This is a genomic window from Streptomyces sp. NPDC024555 (genome assembly GCF_055559335.1).
The window spans coordinates 329004-343268 of sequence record NZ_JBVHKV010000009.1 but is presented as its reverse complement, the minus strand read 5'-3'; the positions used below and the strand labels follow the sequence as shown (position 1 = coordinate 343268).

At 71.6% G+C, this 14265-nt stretch carries 15 protein-coding genes; 12 read left to right on the top strand and 3 right to left on the bottom strand.

What is annotated here, in order from left to right; genetic code table 11:
* The first annotated feature begins 154 nt into the window (after positions 1-154).
* From map to truA, 8 genes are all read left to right on the top strand, one after another.
* Positions 155-991 carry a type I methionyl aminopeptidase gene (map, locus tag ACZ4FH_RS18360; protein ID WP_467305785.1) on the top strand — a complete coding sequence of 279 codons (837 nt, stop codon included), beginning with the start codon at positions 155-157 and terminating at the stop codon, positions 989-991.
* A 165-nt stretch (positions 992-1156) separates the two neighbouring features.
* A complete protein-coding gene (infA, locus tag ACZ4FH_RS18355) occupies positions 1157-1378 on the top strand; it encodes a translation initiation factor IF-1 (protein WP_003956442.1) in 222 nt (73 codons plus the stop codon).
* Positions 1379-1438: 60 nt separating this feature from the next.
* On the top strand, positions 1439-1552 hold the full coding sequence (gene rpmJ / locus ACZ4FH_RS18350; protein WP_003956441.1) for a 50S ribosomal protein L36: 114 nt from the start codon (positions 1439-1441) through the stop codon (positions 1550-1552).
* 194 nt (positions 1553-1746) lie between these two features.
* Positions 1747-2127, top strand: coding sequence for a 30S ribosomal protein S13 (rpsM, locus tag ACZ4FH_RS18345; RefSeq protein WP_383639977.1), 381 nt, complete (start codon positions 1747-1749; stop codon positions 2125-2127).
* Positions 2128-2232: 105 nt separating this feature from the next.
* Positions 2233-2637, top strand: coding sequence for a 30S ribosomal protein S11 (gene rpsK / locus ACZ4FH_RS18340; protein ID WP_003956432.1), 405 nt, complete (start codon positions 2233-2235; stop codon positions 2635-2637).
* A gap of 137 nt (positions 2638-2774) precedes the next feature.
* A complete protein-coding gene (locus tag ACZ4FH_RS18335; protein ID WP_003966937.1) occupies positions 2775-3797 on the top strand; it encodes a DNA-directed RNA polymerase subunit alpha in 1023 nt (340 codons plus the stop codon).
* A 138-nt stretch (positions 3798-3935) separates the two neighbouring features.
* The gene (rplQ, locus tag ACZ4FH_RS18330) at positions 3936-4436 is read left to right on the top strand and encodes a 50S ribosomal protein L17 (RefSeq protein WP_467305782.1); all 501 of its coding nucleotides are present in this window, start codon (positions 3936-3938) and stop codon (positions 4434-4436) included.
* A gap of 91 nt (positions 4437-4527) precedes the next feature.
* Positions 4528-5382, top strand: a complete 855-nt coding sequence (gene truA / locus ACZ4FH_RS18325; RefSeq protein ID WP_467305781.1) for a tRNA pseudouridine(38-40) synthase TruA — start codon at positions 4528-4530, stop codon at positions 5380-5382.
* Between the two features lie 7 nt (positions 5383-5389).
* Here truA and ACZ4FH_RS18320 read toward each other — a convergent pair whose 3' ends face one another.
* Complete coding sequence (locus tag ACZ4FH_RS18320; RefSeq protein ID WP_467305779.1) at positions 5390-7255, bottom strand: hypothetical protein; 1866 nt, start codon at positions 7253-7255, stop codon at positions 5390-5392.
* Positions 7256-7306: 51 nt separating this feature from the next.
* Positions 7307-8161, bottom strand: coding sequence for a hypothetical protein (locus ACZ4FH_RS18315; protein WP_467305778.1), 855 nt, complete (start codon positions 8159-8161; stop codon positions 7307-7309).
* 47 nt (positions 8162-8208) lie between these two features.
* Between ACZ4FH_RS18315 and ACZ4FH_RS18310 the strand changes: the two genes are divergently transcribed.
* From ACZ4FH_RS18310 to glmM, 4 genes are all read left to right on the top strand, one after another.
* A complete protein-coding gene (locus ACZ4FH_RS18310) occupies positions 8209-9837 on the top strand; it encodes an ABC-F family ATP-binding cassette domain-containing protein (protein WP_383640152.1) in 1629 nt (542 codons plus the stop codon).
* A gap of 252 nt (positions 9838-10089) precedes the next feature.
* The gene (gene rplM / locus ACZ4FH_RS18305; protein WP_018101206.1) at positions 10090-10533 is read left to right on the top strand and encodes a 50S ribosomal protein L13; all 444 of its coding nucleotides are present in this window, start codon (positions 10090-10092) and stop codon (positions 10531-10533) included.
* Positions 10534-10578: 45 nt separating this feature from the next.
* The gene (gene rpsI, locus ACZ4FH_RS18300) at positions 10579-11106 is read left to right on the top strand and encodes a 30S ribosomal protein S9 (RefSeq protein ID WP_383639963.1); all 528 of its coding nucleotides are present in this window, start codon (positions 10579-10581) and stop codon (positions 11104-11106) included.
* Between the two features lie 171 nt (positions 11107-11277).
* Positions 11278-12636, top strand: a complete 1359-nt coding sequence (glmM, locus tag ACZ4FH_RS18295) for a phosphoglucosamine mutase (RefSeq protein ID WP_467305777.1) — start codon at positions 11278-11280, stop codon at positions 12634-12636.
* Positions 12637-12667: 31 nt separating this feature from the next.
* On the opposite strand, the gene ACZ4FH_RS18290 is transcribed toward glmM, so the two are convergent.
* On the bottom strand, positions 12668-14221 hold the full coding sequence (locus tag ACZ4FH_RS18290; protein ID WP_467305776.1) for a PH domain-containing protein: 1554 nt from the start codon (positions 14219-14221) through the stop codon (positions 12668-12670).
* Positions 14222-14265 lie beyond the last annotated feature (44 nt).

Here is a 14265-nt window from a genome sequence, read left to right as displayed (position 1 = left end):
GGCCCCCCCCGCCCCCCCCCCCCCGCCCCCCCCCCCCCCCCCCCCCCGCCGCCCCCCCCCGCGCCCCCCCCCCCCCCCCCCCCCCCCCCGACTGCGTGCGGCCGTATCGTTGAGTAGGCCGCCCCCGTCACCGTATGCAGAAAGGCGCCGCGCAATGGTGCAGATCAAGACCCCCGAGCAGATCGCGAAGATGCGTGAGGCGGGGCTGGTGGTCGCTGCCATTCACGCGGCCACCCGTGAGGCGGCGGTGCCCGGCGCCACCACCAGGGACCTGGACGAGGTCGCGCGCAAGGTGATCGCCGAGCACGGGGCGAAGTCGAACTTCCTGGGGTACGGCGGATTCCCCGCGACGATCTGCACCTCGGTCAACGAGGTCGTCGTCCACGGCATCCCGGACGAGAAGACCGTCCTCAAGGACGGCGACATCATCTCCGTCGACGCCGGCGCCGTCGTGGACGGCTGGCACGGCGACGCCGCGTACACGGCCTTCGTCGGCACCGGTCACGCTCCGGAGCTCGTCGAGTTGTCCCGGGTGACCGAGGAGTCGATGTGGGCCGGCATCGCCGCGATGAAGGTGAACAGCCGGCTGGTCGACATCTCCCGGGCGATCGAGACCTACATCCGCCGCCAGCCCCGTCCGGCCACCGGCAAGTACGGGATCATCGAGGACTACGGCGGGCACGGCATCGGCACCGAGATGCACATGGACCCGCATCTGCTGAACTACGTCGCGCGCAAGCGCGGCAAGGGCATCAAGCTGGTCCCGGGCGTCTGCCTGGCCATCGAGCCGATGGTCTCGCTGGGCACCCCGCACACCGAGGTGCTGGAGGACGAGTGGACCGTCATCACCACCGACGGCACCTGGTCCTCGCACTGGGAGCACTCGATCGCCCTCACCGAACAGGGTCCGCTGGTGCTGACCGCCCCCGACTGCGGCCGTGAGCGCCTGGCCCGCTACGGCGTGGAGGCGGCGCCGGACCCGCTGGGCTGATTCGGTGGCCCGCCGGAGGTCTAAGGATCTCCGGCGCTGGGCAAACTTGACGGATTCGTCTTTTGGAGTCCGCTGACGTAGACTGACTCGTCGGCTCTCGTGCATCCGTGTGTCCGCATACGGCGGTGGAGAGTCGATCAAGGTAGCCGATTCGAAAGGCGAAGCGTGGCCAAGAAGCAAGGTGCCATCGAAATTGAGGGCACCGTGATCGAGTCCCTCCCGAACGCCATGTTCAAGGTGGAGCTCCAGAACGGTCACAAGGTCCTCGCGCACATCTCCGGCAAGATGCGGATGCACTACATCCGAATCCTCCCGGACGACCGGGTCGTGGTGGAGCTCTCTCCGTACGACCTGACGCGTGGCCGGATCGTCTACCGCTACAAGTAGATCTTGTCTTCATCCCGCTCGCGCGGGGTGGCGGCACTGACCCGGAGAACCTGACATCCCATGAAGGTCAAGCCGAGCGTCAAGAAGATCTGCGACAAGTGCAAGGTGATCCGCCGCCACGGTCGGGTCATGGTCATCTGCGACAACCTGCGCCACAAGCAGCGCCAGGGCTGACGCACGACCCCCTGCATCTCGCAGTACTTCGCGCGACGCACGCAATACGTACATACGCAGAGCCCGTCCAAGCCACGGCTGACGACACCTCCGGCGGGGGCCGGGGACCCGGGCGTACCACCTCTCCCAGCGAGAGGTCGGCGGTCGGGAGTGGTTCTGCGGAAGACCCCCGAAATGACAACTGGAGCCATTGAATGGCACGCGTTTCAGGTGTTGACATCCCGCGCGACAAGCGCGTGGAGGTTGCCCTCACCTACGTCTTCGGCATCGGGCGCACCCGGTCCAAGGAGATCCTCGCCACCACCGGCGTGAACCCGAACACCCGCGTTCGCGACCTGGCCGAAGAGGACCTGGTCAAGATCCGCGAGTACGTGGACGCCAACCTCCGCACCGAGGGTGACCTCCGCCGCGAGATCCAGGCCGACATCCGCCGCAAGGTCGAGATCGGCTGCTACCAGGGTCTCCGCCACCGTCGCGGTCTGCCCGTCCACGGTCAGCGCACCAGCACGAACGCCCGTACCCGCAAGGGTCCGCGTCGCGCGATCGCCGGCAAGAAGAAGCCCGGCAAGAAGTAGTCCTCAGCGGACGCACTGCGCACGTCCGGACCTCCGGACAGACGCAGCAACCAGCGGTCTTCGCTGTAGGACCGATCACCTCCCCTCTCCATCTGGAGTCAAGACATGCCCCCCAAGGGTCGTCAGGGCGCAGCCAAGAAGGTGCGTCGCAAGGAAAAGAAGAACGTCGCTCACGGCCACGCGCACATCAAGAGCACGTTCAACAACACGATCGTCTCGATCACGGACCCCTCGGGCAACGTGATCTCCTGGGCCTCCGCCGGCCACGTCGGCTTCAAGGGCTCGCGCAAGTCCACCCCCTTCGCCGCGCAGATGGCCGCCGAGTCGGCCGCCCGCCGCGCGCAGGAGCACGGCATGCGCAAGGTCGACGTCTTCGTCAAGGGTCCCGGCTCCGGCCGTGAGACCGCGATCCGCTCCCTGCAGGCCACGGGCCTGGAGGTCGGTTCGATCCAGGACGTCACCCCGACGCCGCACAACGGCTGCCGTCCGCCGAAGCGTCGCCGCGTCTGATCCGTGACGGCCGGTGACGGCCGTACGGCAGAAGCGTGGGTACGGGCGGTATGCCCCCTGCGGGGGTGTGCCGCCCGTATCCTTGTTTCATCTGTCGGGCGTCAAATAGTGGGCGCCCACGACTGAAGGATTCACACATGCTTATCGCTCAGCGTCCGTCGCTGACCGAAGAGGTCGTTGACGAGTTCCGTTCGCGGTTCGTCATCGAGCCGCTGGAGCCGGGCTTCGGCTACACGCTCGGCAACTCCCTGCGCCGCACGCTCCTCTCCTCGATCCCGGGTGCCGCTGTCACCAGCATCCGCATCGACGGTGTCCTGCACGAGTTCACCACCGTGCCGGGCGTCAAGGAGGACGTGACCGACCTCATCCTCAACATCAAGCAGCTGGTCGTCTCCTCGGAGCACGACGAGCCGGTCGTGATGTACCTGCGCAAGCAGGGCCCCGGCCTGGTCACCGCTGCCGACATCGCCCCGCCGGCCGGTGTCGAGGTCCACAACCCGGACCTCGTCCTGGCCACGCTGAACGGCAAGGGCAAGCTGGAGATGGAGCTGACCGTCGAGCGCGGTCGCGGCTACGTCTCCGCCGTCCAGAACAAGCAGGTGGGCCAGGAGATCGGCCGGATCCCGGTCGACTCCATCTACTCGCCGGTGCTCAAGGTCACGTACAAGGTCGAGGCGACCCGTGTCGAGCAGCGCACCGACTTCGACAAGCTGATCGTCGACGTCGAGACCAAGCAGGCCATGCGTCCCCGTGACGCCATGGCGTCGGCCGGCAAGACCCTGGTCGAGCTGTTCGGCCTGGCGCGCGAGCTCAACATCGACGCCGAGGGCATCGACATGGGCCCGTCGCCGACGGACGCCGCGCTCGCGGCCGACCTGGCGCTGCCGATCGAGGAGCTGGAGCTCACGGTCCGCTCGTACAACTGCCTCAAGCGCGAGGGCATCCACTCGGTGGGCGAGCTGGTGGCCCGCTCCGAGGCGGACCTGCTCGACATCCGCAACTTCGGTGCGAAGTCGATCGACGAGGTCAAGGCGAAGCTGGCCGGTATGGGCCTGGCGCTGAAGGACTCGCCTCCCGGCTTCGACCCGACCGCCGCCGCCGACGCCTTCGGCGCCGACGACGACGCGGACGCCGGTTTCGTGGAGACCGAGCAGTACTGAGTCGCCTCCGGCCGGGGCGCCCGTCCTGCGACGGGCGCCCCGGACCGGGCGACAGCACACACTTCCGTACGGCGACCGCCGTGCGGGAACTGACACCGGTACCTGATACGGCCGGTGCAGCACTCAAGGAGAAACACCATGCCGAAGCCCGCCAAGGGTGCCCGTCTGGGCGGCAGCGCCGCGCACGAGAAGCTTCTTCTCAACAACCTCGCGAAGTCGCTGTTCGAGCACGGCCGCATCACCACGACCGAGGCCAAGGCCCGTCGCCTGCGTCCGGTCGCCGAGCGTTTCATCACCAAGGCGAAGAAGGGCGACATCCACAACCGTCGCCTGGTGCTGCAGTCGATCACGGACAAGGGCGTCGTCCACACGCTCTTCACCGAGATCGCCCCGCGGTACGAGAACCGCCCCGGTGGTTACACCCGCATCACCAAGATCGGCAACCGTCGTGGCGACAACGCCCCGATGGCCGTCATCGAGCTGGTCGAGGCGCTGACCGTGGCCCAGCAGGCCACCGGTGAGGCCGAGGCCGCCACGAAGCGTGCGGTCAAGGAAGAGGCGGCCAAGAAGGACGAGACCCCGGTCGAGTCCGTCGAGGACGCCGCTCCGGTCGAGGCCGAGGAGTCCAAGGACGCCTGAGCGTTCTGAGTTCTCCGGAACGGGTCCGCACCACCCCTCGGGGCGGTGCGGGCCCGTTCCGCTGTCCGGCCGGGGTGAGAGGATCGCTGGTGTGAGTGATGTGGTGGAGCCCGGATTCGTACGGGTGCGGCTGGACCTGGCCTACGACGGCAAGGACTTCTCCGGCTGGGCGAAACAGACCGGCCGGCGGACGGTGCAGGGGGAGATCGAGGACGCGCTGCGGACCGTGACGCGCTCTCCGCGCACCTTCGACCTCACGGTCGCCGGGCGCACCGACGCCGGGGTGCACGCGCGCGGCCAGGTCGCGCACGTCGACCTGCCGGCGGAGGTCTGGGCCGAGCACGGGGACAAGCTGCTGCGGCGGCTGGCCGGGCGGATGGCCCCGGACGTACGGGTCCGGCGGATCGCCGAGGCCCCCGCGGGGTTCAACGCCCGCTTCTCGGCGCTGTGGCGGCGGTACGCCTACCGGGTCTCCGACCGGCCGGGCGGCGCCGATCCCCTGGTGCGGGGTCATGTCCTGTGGCACGACCGGCCGTTGGACGCCGACGCGATGAACGAGGCGGCGGCGCTCATGACGGGGGAGCACGACTTCGCCGCGTACTGCAGGAAGCGCGAGGGTGCCACGACCATCCGGACGCTCCAGAAGCTGAGTTGGGTACGGGACGAGGCCTCCGGGACGCTCACCGGGACCGTGCAGGCCGACGCCTTCTGCCACAACATGGTGCGGGCGCTGGTCGGGGCGATGCTCTTCGTCGGCGACGGGCGGCGCCCGGCGCCGTGGCCGGCCGAGGTGCTGGCCGCCGGGGTGCGGGATCCCGGGGTCCATGTGGTGCGGCCGCACGGGCTGACCCTGGAGGAAGTCGCCTATCCGGCCGACGCGTTGCTCGCGGCCCGCGCCGTCGAGGCACGCAACGTGCGGACCCTGCCGGGGGCCGGCTGCTGCTGAGCGCCGCTCAGGAATCGCGGCGGCGGCCGGCGAGCGCCGCCCCGAGGACCCCGGCCAGTGCGAGCGCGGCGGCGCTCAGCAGCGAGGACCGGAACCAGCCCACGTCCGGACTCCACCAGGCGAGCGCCGCCCCGGCCGAGGCCACGGCCAGCGCGGCCGTGCGCGTCACCCACCAGCGCGGCGTACGCGCCGCACGGCCCCCGGCCGGCGGATGGTCGCCCGCCCGGGTCCGCACGGTGTCCCGCATCCCGGCCAGGATGGAGCGGCGGGCCTGCACCCGCGCCCCCGGCAGGGCGCCCAGGATCTCGGTGTCCCCGCCGAAGCCGGGCGGGACGGGCGGCAGCCCCAGGGCGGTCACCAGATCGGCCTGGTGGCGTGCCGGGTCGGCGGTGGCGCGCAGGATGTGGGCCAGCGGGCGCGGATCCGTCAGCCCGTAGAGCCGGGCCAGCTCCCCGGCGGCCTCCTGCACATCGGTGTGGTCGGCGGTGGGCGCCTCGGCGTCCCAGGTGTGCGCGACGACCCGGCGGCCCTGGTGGAGCGCCGTGACGCCGGTGCGCCCCGGGGCGCGGTGCAGGACCAGCGCGGGCCAGCTCTCCCCGGTCGTGAACGTCTCCGCCGCCGCGGTCAGCGGTTCGTGCGGGAGCGGCGCCGCCCGCCGCCCCGGGGCGGTCTCCGCGGCCACCTCCACATAGCTGCCGCCCTCGCCCGCCGGAGCCGTACGCAGCGAGACCCCGCACAGCAGGGCCGCCTGGGCGACCTCGGCCGGGGGCACGGGCACGAGCGCGACCGCGCGCGGGACGAGCGCCGCCCAGTCGGGCACGGGCGCCGGGGCCTCGGGCGGGCGGGCGAAGAACGGGATCTCCGCCGCCAGATCGAGCCGGGCCTCGGAGCGGGCCTCCAGGAACTCGGTACGCGGTTCGCCGAGCCGGTTCCACGGGTACTCCGTGGCGTGCACCCCGATGGCCCGGAACACGTCCAGGGCCTCCTCGGGACGGTCCAGGAGGATCAGCAGCAGGGCCGTCTCGTTGCGGAATCCGGCGGCCTCGTGGTCGCCCGCCCCGGCGTAGGTGTCCGAGAGGTCCCGGGCGCGGTCCAGGGCGGCGTCCACCCGGGCGGCGTACGGATCGGGGTCCGGCGGCCCCTCGTCCCCGGCCAGCCGGTACTCCAGCGCCGCCCGCAGCGGCAGGGCGTGCAGCCGGGAGCCGGGCGGGGCCGAGTCCGCGACGCGCTCGGCGTACCCGAACATCTCCTCGTGCGAGCCGTACCACCGGGCGGTCAGGTACTGGAGCGCCTGCGCGTGGCAGCCGAAGTGGTGCGGATCGCGCGCCACCGCCTCCGCGAGATAGGAGTCGAAGACCTCGCGCGGGGCCTGGATGGAACGGGCGTGGGCGAGCGCCACCCGCCAGGGCACCGGATCGGCCGGATTGGCCTCGGCGGCGGCCCCGATGACCGGGACGGCGTCCTCCAGCAGGGCGAAGAAGGCCTGGAAGCGGTCGCGCTCGACGTCCCGGGCGCGGGCCCCCGTGCGGACCTTCCACGCCTGGTGGAGCTGGAGGTCGGCGACCACCAGCAGGGCGTCCGGGTCCTGCGGCGCCTCCTCCAGCCAGGCGTCCAGCCAGCCGTCGTGGTGCAGCGCCGTCCGGGCCAGCCGCCCCACGTACGCGTCCCGGCGCTCCCACTGCGCATGCGCCCGGGTCGCCGCCAGCAGCTCGCGCGCCGGCCCGTGCCGCCCCGCCGCCGCCGCGCCGAGCGCGGCCCGCAGCGCGGGATCCGGCGGGTCCACGACGACGGCCTCGTCCGGAGCCAGATCGGCACCGACCGCGTCGCGGTGGCGCAGGATGCGCAGGAAGGCGACGAGGAAGAAGAGACGCACGACAGCGGTCCTTCGCATCCGGGAGACGGGACCCGACCGGGCCGGAGGGGGTCAGCTCGCCGGCGCCGTGGCGGCCGCCGAGGCCTGGACCTCGCCGCGGTGGCGGATCTGGCGGAAGGTGAAGTTGGTCAGGTCGTCGCCGACCGCGAAGACCTTCTTGTCGGCCTTGGTGACGCTCTTGCCGTTGGTGAAGCCGCTGATCGCGAAGTACGCGTACCGGCCGTAGGAGTTGGCGGTGCGGCGGCAGACCGCGCCGCCCCGGCAGAACACCGGGACGCCCGAGCCGCTGAGCGAGGCGACCGAGCCGCTGGCCTGCTGCGCGGCCTTCTTCGCCTGCGCCTCCGTCTCGAAGACCGCGAGACCCAGCGTCACGGCGACGCCGTCACGGCTGTACGTGGCCCGGATGACCTGGTCGCAGCCGTTGTTCACGAGGATCGAGCCGAGCGCCCCCTGGGTGGCGGTGGCGCACTTCGGGGTGTGGTGCGTGGCGCCCTTGGCGTACACGCGGTCGCCCATCGTGAGCTTCTTGCCCGGGAAGAAGGCGTCGACCGTCACGGGCGCCCGGTCCTTCTTCACATCGGATATGTAGTCCTTCGGATCCGGCGGGGGCGGCGGTGCCACCGAGGAGAAGGAGGGCTCCGGCTGCGCCGTCTCGCTGGGCAGGTCGGAGGCGGACGGCAGCTCGCTCGCGTGCTTGCCCGAGGTGCCGCCCGAGCCGTTCTTGTTGGTCGAGATGACCGCCGTGGCCACGATGGCGGCCACCGCGGCGGTGGCCAGCGCGCCCCCGCCGATCATCAGCCACCTCTTGCGCCTGGCGCGTGCGGCGGACGCGTCCGCGAGCGCCGCCCAGTCCGGAGTCCCATTGCTCCCGGGCCCCCACGAGGGCCCCCCTTGCCCAAAGCTCATGCGGCGAATCCTAAACCGGTTGGGCCTGCGCTTCCCCGCCCGTGACAATGCTGTGCATGGGACATCTCGAAGCGGGTCATCTGGAGTACTACCTACCGGACGGGCGGGTGCTGCTCGGCGATGCCTCGTTCCGGGTGGCCGACGGGGCGGTGGTCGCCCTCGTCGGGGCGAACGGCGCCGGCAAGACCACCCTGCTGCGCCTGCTCTCCGGAGAGCTCCAGCCGCACGGCGGCTCGGTCTCGGTGAGCGGCGGGCTCGGGGTGATGCGGCAGTTCGTCGGCTCGGTGCGCGACGAGCGCACGGTGCGCGACCTGCTCGTCTCGGTCGCCCAGCCCAGCATCCGGAAGGCCGCCGAGGCCGTCGACCGGGCCGAGGAGCTGATCCTCACGGTCGACGACGAGGCCGCGCAGATGGCGTACGCGCAGGCGCTCAGCGACTGGGCGGAGGTGCGCGGCTACGAGGCCGAGACCGTCTGGGACATGTGCACGATGGCGGCGCTCGGCGTCCCGTACGAGAAGGCGCAGTTCCGCGAGGTGCGCACGCTCTCCGGCGGTGAGCAGAAGCGGCTCGTGCTGGAGGCGCTGCTGCGCGGCCCGGACGAGGTGCTGCTCCTCGACGAGCCGGACAACTATCTCGACGTCCCCGGCAAGCGCTGGCTGGAGGAGAAGCTGAGGGAGACCCGCAAGACGGTCCTCTTCGTCTCCCACGACCGGGAGCTGCTCTCCCGCGCCGCCCAGAAGATCGTCAGCGTCGAGCCCAGTCCGGCCGGCAGCGACGTCTGGGTCCACGGCGGCGGCTTCGACACCTATCACCAGGCCCGCAAGGAGCGCTTCGCCCGCTTCGAGGAGCTGCTGCGCCGCTGGGAGGAGGAACGTGCCCGGCTGAAGGCCCTCGTCCTGCGGATGCGGCAGCAGGCGGCCAACAGCCCCGACATGGCCAACCGCTACCACGCGATGCAGACCCGGTTCAAGAAGTTCGAGGAGGCGGGACCGCCGCCGGAGCCGCCGCGCGAGCAGGAGATCCGGATGCGGCTGCGCGGCGGGCGGACCGGGGTGCGGGCGGTGACCTGCACCGGTCTGGAGCTGACCGGTCTGATGAAACCGTTCGACCTGGAGATCTACTACGGCGAGCGCGTCGCCGTCCTCGGCTCCAACGGTTCCGGCAAGTCCCACTTCCTGCGGCTGCTGGCCGGTGAGCCCGTGGCCCACACCGGGGAGTGGAAGCTCGGCGCCCGCGTGGTCGCCGGCCACTTCGCCCAGACCCACGCCCATCCGGAGCTGCTCGGCCGCACGCTCGTCGACATCCTGTGGACCGGGCACGCGAAGGACCGGGGCGCGGCGATGTCGGTGCTGCGGCGGTACGAGCTGGAGCGGCAGGGGGACCAGCCGTTCGAGAAGCTGTCCGGCGGACAGCAGGCCCGTTTCCAGATCCTCCTCCTGGAGCTGGCCGGCACCACGGCCCTGCTCCTGGACGAGCCCACCGACAACCTCGACCTGGAATCGGCCGAAGCCCTCCAGGACGGGCTGGAGGCCTACGACGGCACGGTGATGGCCGTCACCCACGACCGCTGGTTCGCGAAGTCCTTCGACCGCTTCCTGGTCTTCGGCTCCGACGGGGTCGTCCGCGAGACCCGCGAGCCGGTGTGGGACGAACGACGGGTGGAACGGGTGCGGTAGCCCCTCCGGGGCGGGGCGGGCGGGGTGCCCGCGCGGGGTGCGCCCCGCCCGGGGACCCCGTTTTGACCCGTCCGGGTACGGCCGGGTAGGCTCTTGCACTGTTATGCGTATGGGCTAGGCCCTGACGCAGGTTCTCTGGAGCAGTTCCCAGTGGCTCGCATACGGGCTCGTCCCGGCATTGTGAGCTCCAGCTGCATGATCGCTTCAGGGGTGCCATGTGCCCTCATCCACTGAAGAAGCGAAGGCTACGAAGTGCGTACGTACAGCCCCAAGCCCGGCGATGTCACTCGCCAGTGGCACATCATCGACGCGCAGGACGTGGTCCTGGGCCGTCTGGCCACCACGGCCGCCAACCTCCTCCGGGGTAAGCACAAGGCGATCTACGCCCCCCACATGGACATGGGCGACTTCGTCATCATCATCAACGCCGACAAGGTTCACCTGTCCGGCAACAAGCGGACCCAGAAGATGGCGTACCGCCACTCCGGGTTCCCGGGCGGTCTCCGCTCCGTGCGGTACGACGACCTGCTCGCGAACAACCCCGAGAAGGCCGTCGAGAAGGCCATCAAGGGCATGATCCCCAAGAACAGCCTGGGCCGCCAGATGATCTCGAAGCTGAAGGTCTACGCGGGTGACCAGCACCCGCACGCTGCGCAGCAGCCGGTCCCGTACGAGATCACCCAGGTCGCGCAGTAGTTCCGGCCTCCCCCCAAAGACGTAAAGAAAGATCTGAGGAGAATCGTGGCCGAGACCACTGTTGAGACGCCCATCGAGGGCACCGACGGCGAGGAGACCTACGCCGAGGTGACGACCTTCGAGTCGGAGGTCCCCGTCGAGGGTGAGTACACCTCCGAGTCGCTCGCGGGCCGCTTCGGTGACCCGCAGCCCGCCGCCGGCCTGGGCCGTCGCAAGAACGCCATCGCCCGCGTCCGGATCGTTCCGGGCTCCGGTAAGTGGAAGATCAACGGTCGCACCCTTGAGGACTACTTCCCCAACAAGGTGCACCAGCAGGAAGTCAACGAGCCCTTCAAGGTGCTCGAGCTCGACGGCCGCTACGACGTCATCGCCCGCATCTCGGGCGGCGGCGTCTCGGGTCAGGCCGGCGCCCTGCGTCTCGGTGTGGCCCGCGCGCTGAACGAGGCGGACGTGGACAACAACCGCGCCACGCTGAAGAAGGCCGGCTTCCTCTCCCGCGACGACCGTGCGGTCGAGCGCAAGAAGGCCGGTCTCAAGAAGGCCCGTAAGGCCCCGCAGTACAGCAAGCGCTAAACCGCCTGCTCAACCGCGTTACACGTTCGCCCCGGCGGCACTCCTCGTGCTGCCGGGGCGTTCGTTTATTGACAGCCTCGGGCATATAACGGCATAAGGCGTTCATAGGCCTGTTGGCTGCTTAGTCTGATTTTTGGTTTTTGCGTTTCGGAGCACCTTCGGAGGACACCAGTGGGACGACTCTTCGGCACGGACGGCGTGCGCGGCGTCGCCAACGCGGACCTGACGGCCGAGCTCGCGCTCGGACTCTCGGTCGCGGCGGCGCACGTACTGGCCGAGGCGGGCACCTTTGAAGGCCATCGGCCGACGGCCGTGGTGGGCCGCGACCCCCGCGCCTCCGGAGAGTTCCTGGAGGCGGCCGTGGTGGCCGGCCTCGCCAGTGCGGGCGTCGACGTCCTGCGCGTGGGCGTGCTCCCGACGCCGGCCGTGGCCTATCTGACCGGCGCCCTGGGCGCCGACATCGGGGTCATGCTCTCCGCCAGCCACAACGCCATGCCGGACAACGGTGTCAAGTTCTTCGCCCGGGGGGGCCACAAGCTCGCCGACGAGCTGGAGGACCGGATCGAGACGGTCTACGAGCAGCACCGCACGGGCGAGCCGTGGAGCCGGCCGACCGGTGCGGGCGTCGGCCGCGTCACCGACTACGTCGAGGGCTTCGACCGCTACGTCGCCCACCTCATCGGTGTGCTGCCCAACCGCCTCGACGGCCTCAAGGTCGTCCTGGACGAGGCGCACGGCGCCGCCGCCCACGTCTCGCCCGAGGCCTTCGCCCGTGCGGGGGCCGAGGTCGTCACCATCGGTGCCACGCCCGACGGGCTGAACATCAACGACGGCTGCGGCTCCACGCACCTGGAGCTGCTGCGCGCCGCCGTCGTCGAGCACGGCGCCGACCTGGGCATCGCCCACGACGGCGACGCCGACCGCTGCCTCGCCGTGGACGCGGCGGGCGAGGAGGTCGACGGCGACCAGATCCTCGCCGTGCTGGCCCTCGCCATGCGCGAGGCCGGGCAGCTGCGCAAGGACACCGTGGTCGGCACCGTGATGTCGAACCTCGGCTTCAAGCTGGCCATGGAGCGCGAGGGCATCCAGCTCGTCCAGACGGCCGTCGGCGACCGCTACGTCCTGGAGTCGATGAAGGCCGAGGGCTACGCCCTGGGCGGCGAGCAGTCCGGGCACGTCATCGTGCTCGACCACGCCACCACCGGCGACGGCACGCTGACCGGTCTGATGCTGGCGGCCCGGGTCGCCGCCACCGGCCGTTCGCTGGCCGAGCTGGCCGGCGTCATGGAGCGGCTGCCGCAGGTCCTGGTCAATGTGCCGGACGTCGACAAGTCCCGGGTGAACACCTCCCCGGAGCTGGCCGCCGCCGTCACCGAGGCCGAGCGCGAGCTGGGCTCCACCGGCCGGGTGCTGCTGCGCCAGTCCGGTACGGAGCCGCTGGTGCGGGTCATGGTCGAGGCCGCCGACATCGAGCAGGCGCGCGCGGTGGCCGGACGGCTGGCCGATGTGGTGAAGTCCGCGCTGGGCTGAGCGGACCCGAACGGCACGGAACGACCCGGTCTCACGGCCGGGTCGTTCCCGTTTCCGGGGAGTCCTCCGCGGTGCCGCGCGCGCTCTCCAGGGCGGCCACGATCGCGGCCAGGTCCGCGGGGGCGGCCGCCAGGCGCACCGGCTCGCCGCCGTCGTCGATCTCGGCGATGTGCCAGCTCGCGGGGACGGTGTCGCCCTCGCCGCCCCGGGCCCGCCGTATCTCCCCGACCGTGAGCCGTTCCGCGGGGATCGGCCGGGCGGCGAAGCGGCCGGGGCCGGCGTGCGGGGTCACGGCGGGCGGGCCGGCGCCGATGACGACATGGGTCCCGAAGAGGTGCGGGTTGTACGCGGTGGGCTCCAGGAAGCGGGCGGACAGGAAGTGGTCCCGCCCGTCCGGGGCGGGGGACGGGCTGGTCCCGGACGGTGCGCGGACGCGGGTGGCGCGCCAGGCCAGGACGAGGGCGGCCAGGGTCACCGCCGTGCCCGCCGCCGCCCAGATCACGGTGGGCGGTGAGCCCAGCGGGTCCGTGGGGTGCAGGGCGCACAGGGGCAGCAGCCACACCGCCGTGACGGCCAGCGCGCCCGCGAACGGCAGCGCCGAGGGCAGCAGTTCGTCGTCCCGCAGTCCCCGCCCGCGCCTGCGGATCAGCAGCAGCGCCCCCGCGTACCCCGCGCCGAGCGCGCAGACGGCGGAGAAGACGGCGATCTCCCCGGGGCCGGTGAGGTGGTCGTGCCAGACGTGGTGCTCGCCGGTGACCGATCTCGGCCGGCCGTGCCAGAAGACCAGCTCGACCTGCTCGCCGGAGCGGAACGCGGCGGCGTCGTCCTGGGAGACCCCGAGCCGGTGGAGCGGGCGGTCGCCGGTGAAGTACAGCCAGCTGCTGCCCTTGCCCCGGTTGACGTCGGTCCGCTCGATCACGCCCGTCAGGGTGCTCAGGCAGTCACGGATTCCGGCCGCCGGGGTGGCGGGGGTGCACGGCACGGCCGCCCGCCACGCCCGCTGTTCCGAGGCGGCGTCCGCCACGTAGGTCGCGGCCACGCCCGACGCGGTGAGCAGCACCGCGCCCACGATCCACGGGAGGACGGCCCGGCGCCCCGCCGCGCCGCGTGCGATGACGGGCGCCTCCTCGGACGCGGGGGCCGTGCCGTGACGGCGGTGCAGCGCGCGCAGCGCCGCCAGCTCCGCGTCGAACCGCCCGAGGTCCTCGCCGCTCATCGGCATCGGCAGCCGCCAGGTCCGCCCGTTGTCGAGCAGCACGCTGACGCGGTGGATGTCGGTGTGCCGCCCGTACTGGATGTAGCGGCGCAGGTCCACGACACGGGTCCACGGCACCGTGCGGCGGCGCAGCAGGGTCCGGGAGCGCAGACCGTACGCGTCGGCGGTGAGCCGCGCGGTGGCCAGGTACAGGAAGACCGGCCCCAGCATCGCGATCACCGCGCACACCCAGAACGCGGCGCCGAGGACGTCCCGCCGGAGGCAGGCCAGCAGCACGGCCACGACCGCCGCGACCGCGCAGACCGCGGAGCCCCACCACGACACGTTCCGCGCGGGAACGCGGAAGGTCACTTCCCCCGGTTCGTTCATGACCCCGAGGGTCGCAGCGGTGGGGTGTCCGGCGCTTGTGGCGA

Bases quoted from the DNA above. Each gene is read 5' to 3' on its own strand.
- rpmJ (WP_003956441.1), top strand. From the start codon at position 1,439: ATGAAGGTCAAGCCGAGCGTCAAGAAGATCTGCGACAAGTGCAAGGTG.
- rpsK (WP_003956432.1), top strand. From the start codon at position 2,233: ATGCCCCCCAAGGGTCGTCAGGGCGCAGCCAAGAAGGTGCGTCGCAAG.
- rplQ (WP_467305782.1), top strand. From the start codon at position 3,936: ATGCCGAAGCCCGCCAAGGGTGCCCGTCTGGGCGGCAGCGCCGCGCAC.
- ACZ4FH_RS18315 (WP_467305778.1), bottom strand. From the start codon at position 8,161: ATGAGCTTTGGGCAAGGGGGGCCCTCGTGGGGGCCCGGGAGCAATGGG.
- ACZ4FH_RS18335 (WP_003966937.1), top strand. From the start codon at position 2,775: ATGCTTATCGCTCAGCGTCCGTCGCTGACCGAAGAGGTCGTTGACGAG.
- ACZ4FH_RS18290 (WP_467305776.1), bottom strand. From the start codon at position 14,221: ATGAACGAACCGGGGGAAGTGACCTTCCGCGTTCCCGCGCGGAACGTG.
- ACZ4FH_RS18310 (WP_383640152.1), top strand. From the start codon at position 8,209: ATGCTGTGCATGGGACATCTCGAAGCGGGTCATCTGGAGTACTACCTA.
- rpsM (WP_383639977.1), top strand. From the start codon at position 1,747: ATGGCACGCGTTTCAGGTGTTGACATCCCGCGCGACAAGCGCGTGGAG.
- map (WP_467305785.1), top strand. From the start codon at position 155: ATGGTGCAGATCAAGACCCCCGAGCAGATCGCGAAGATGCGTGAGGCG.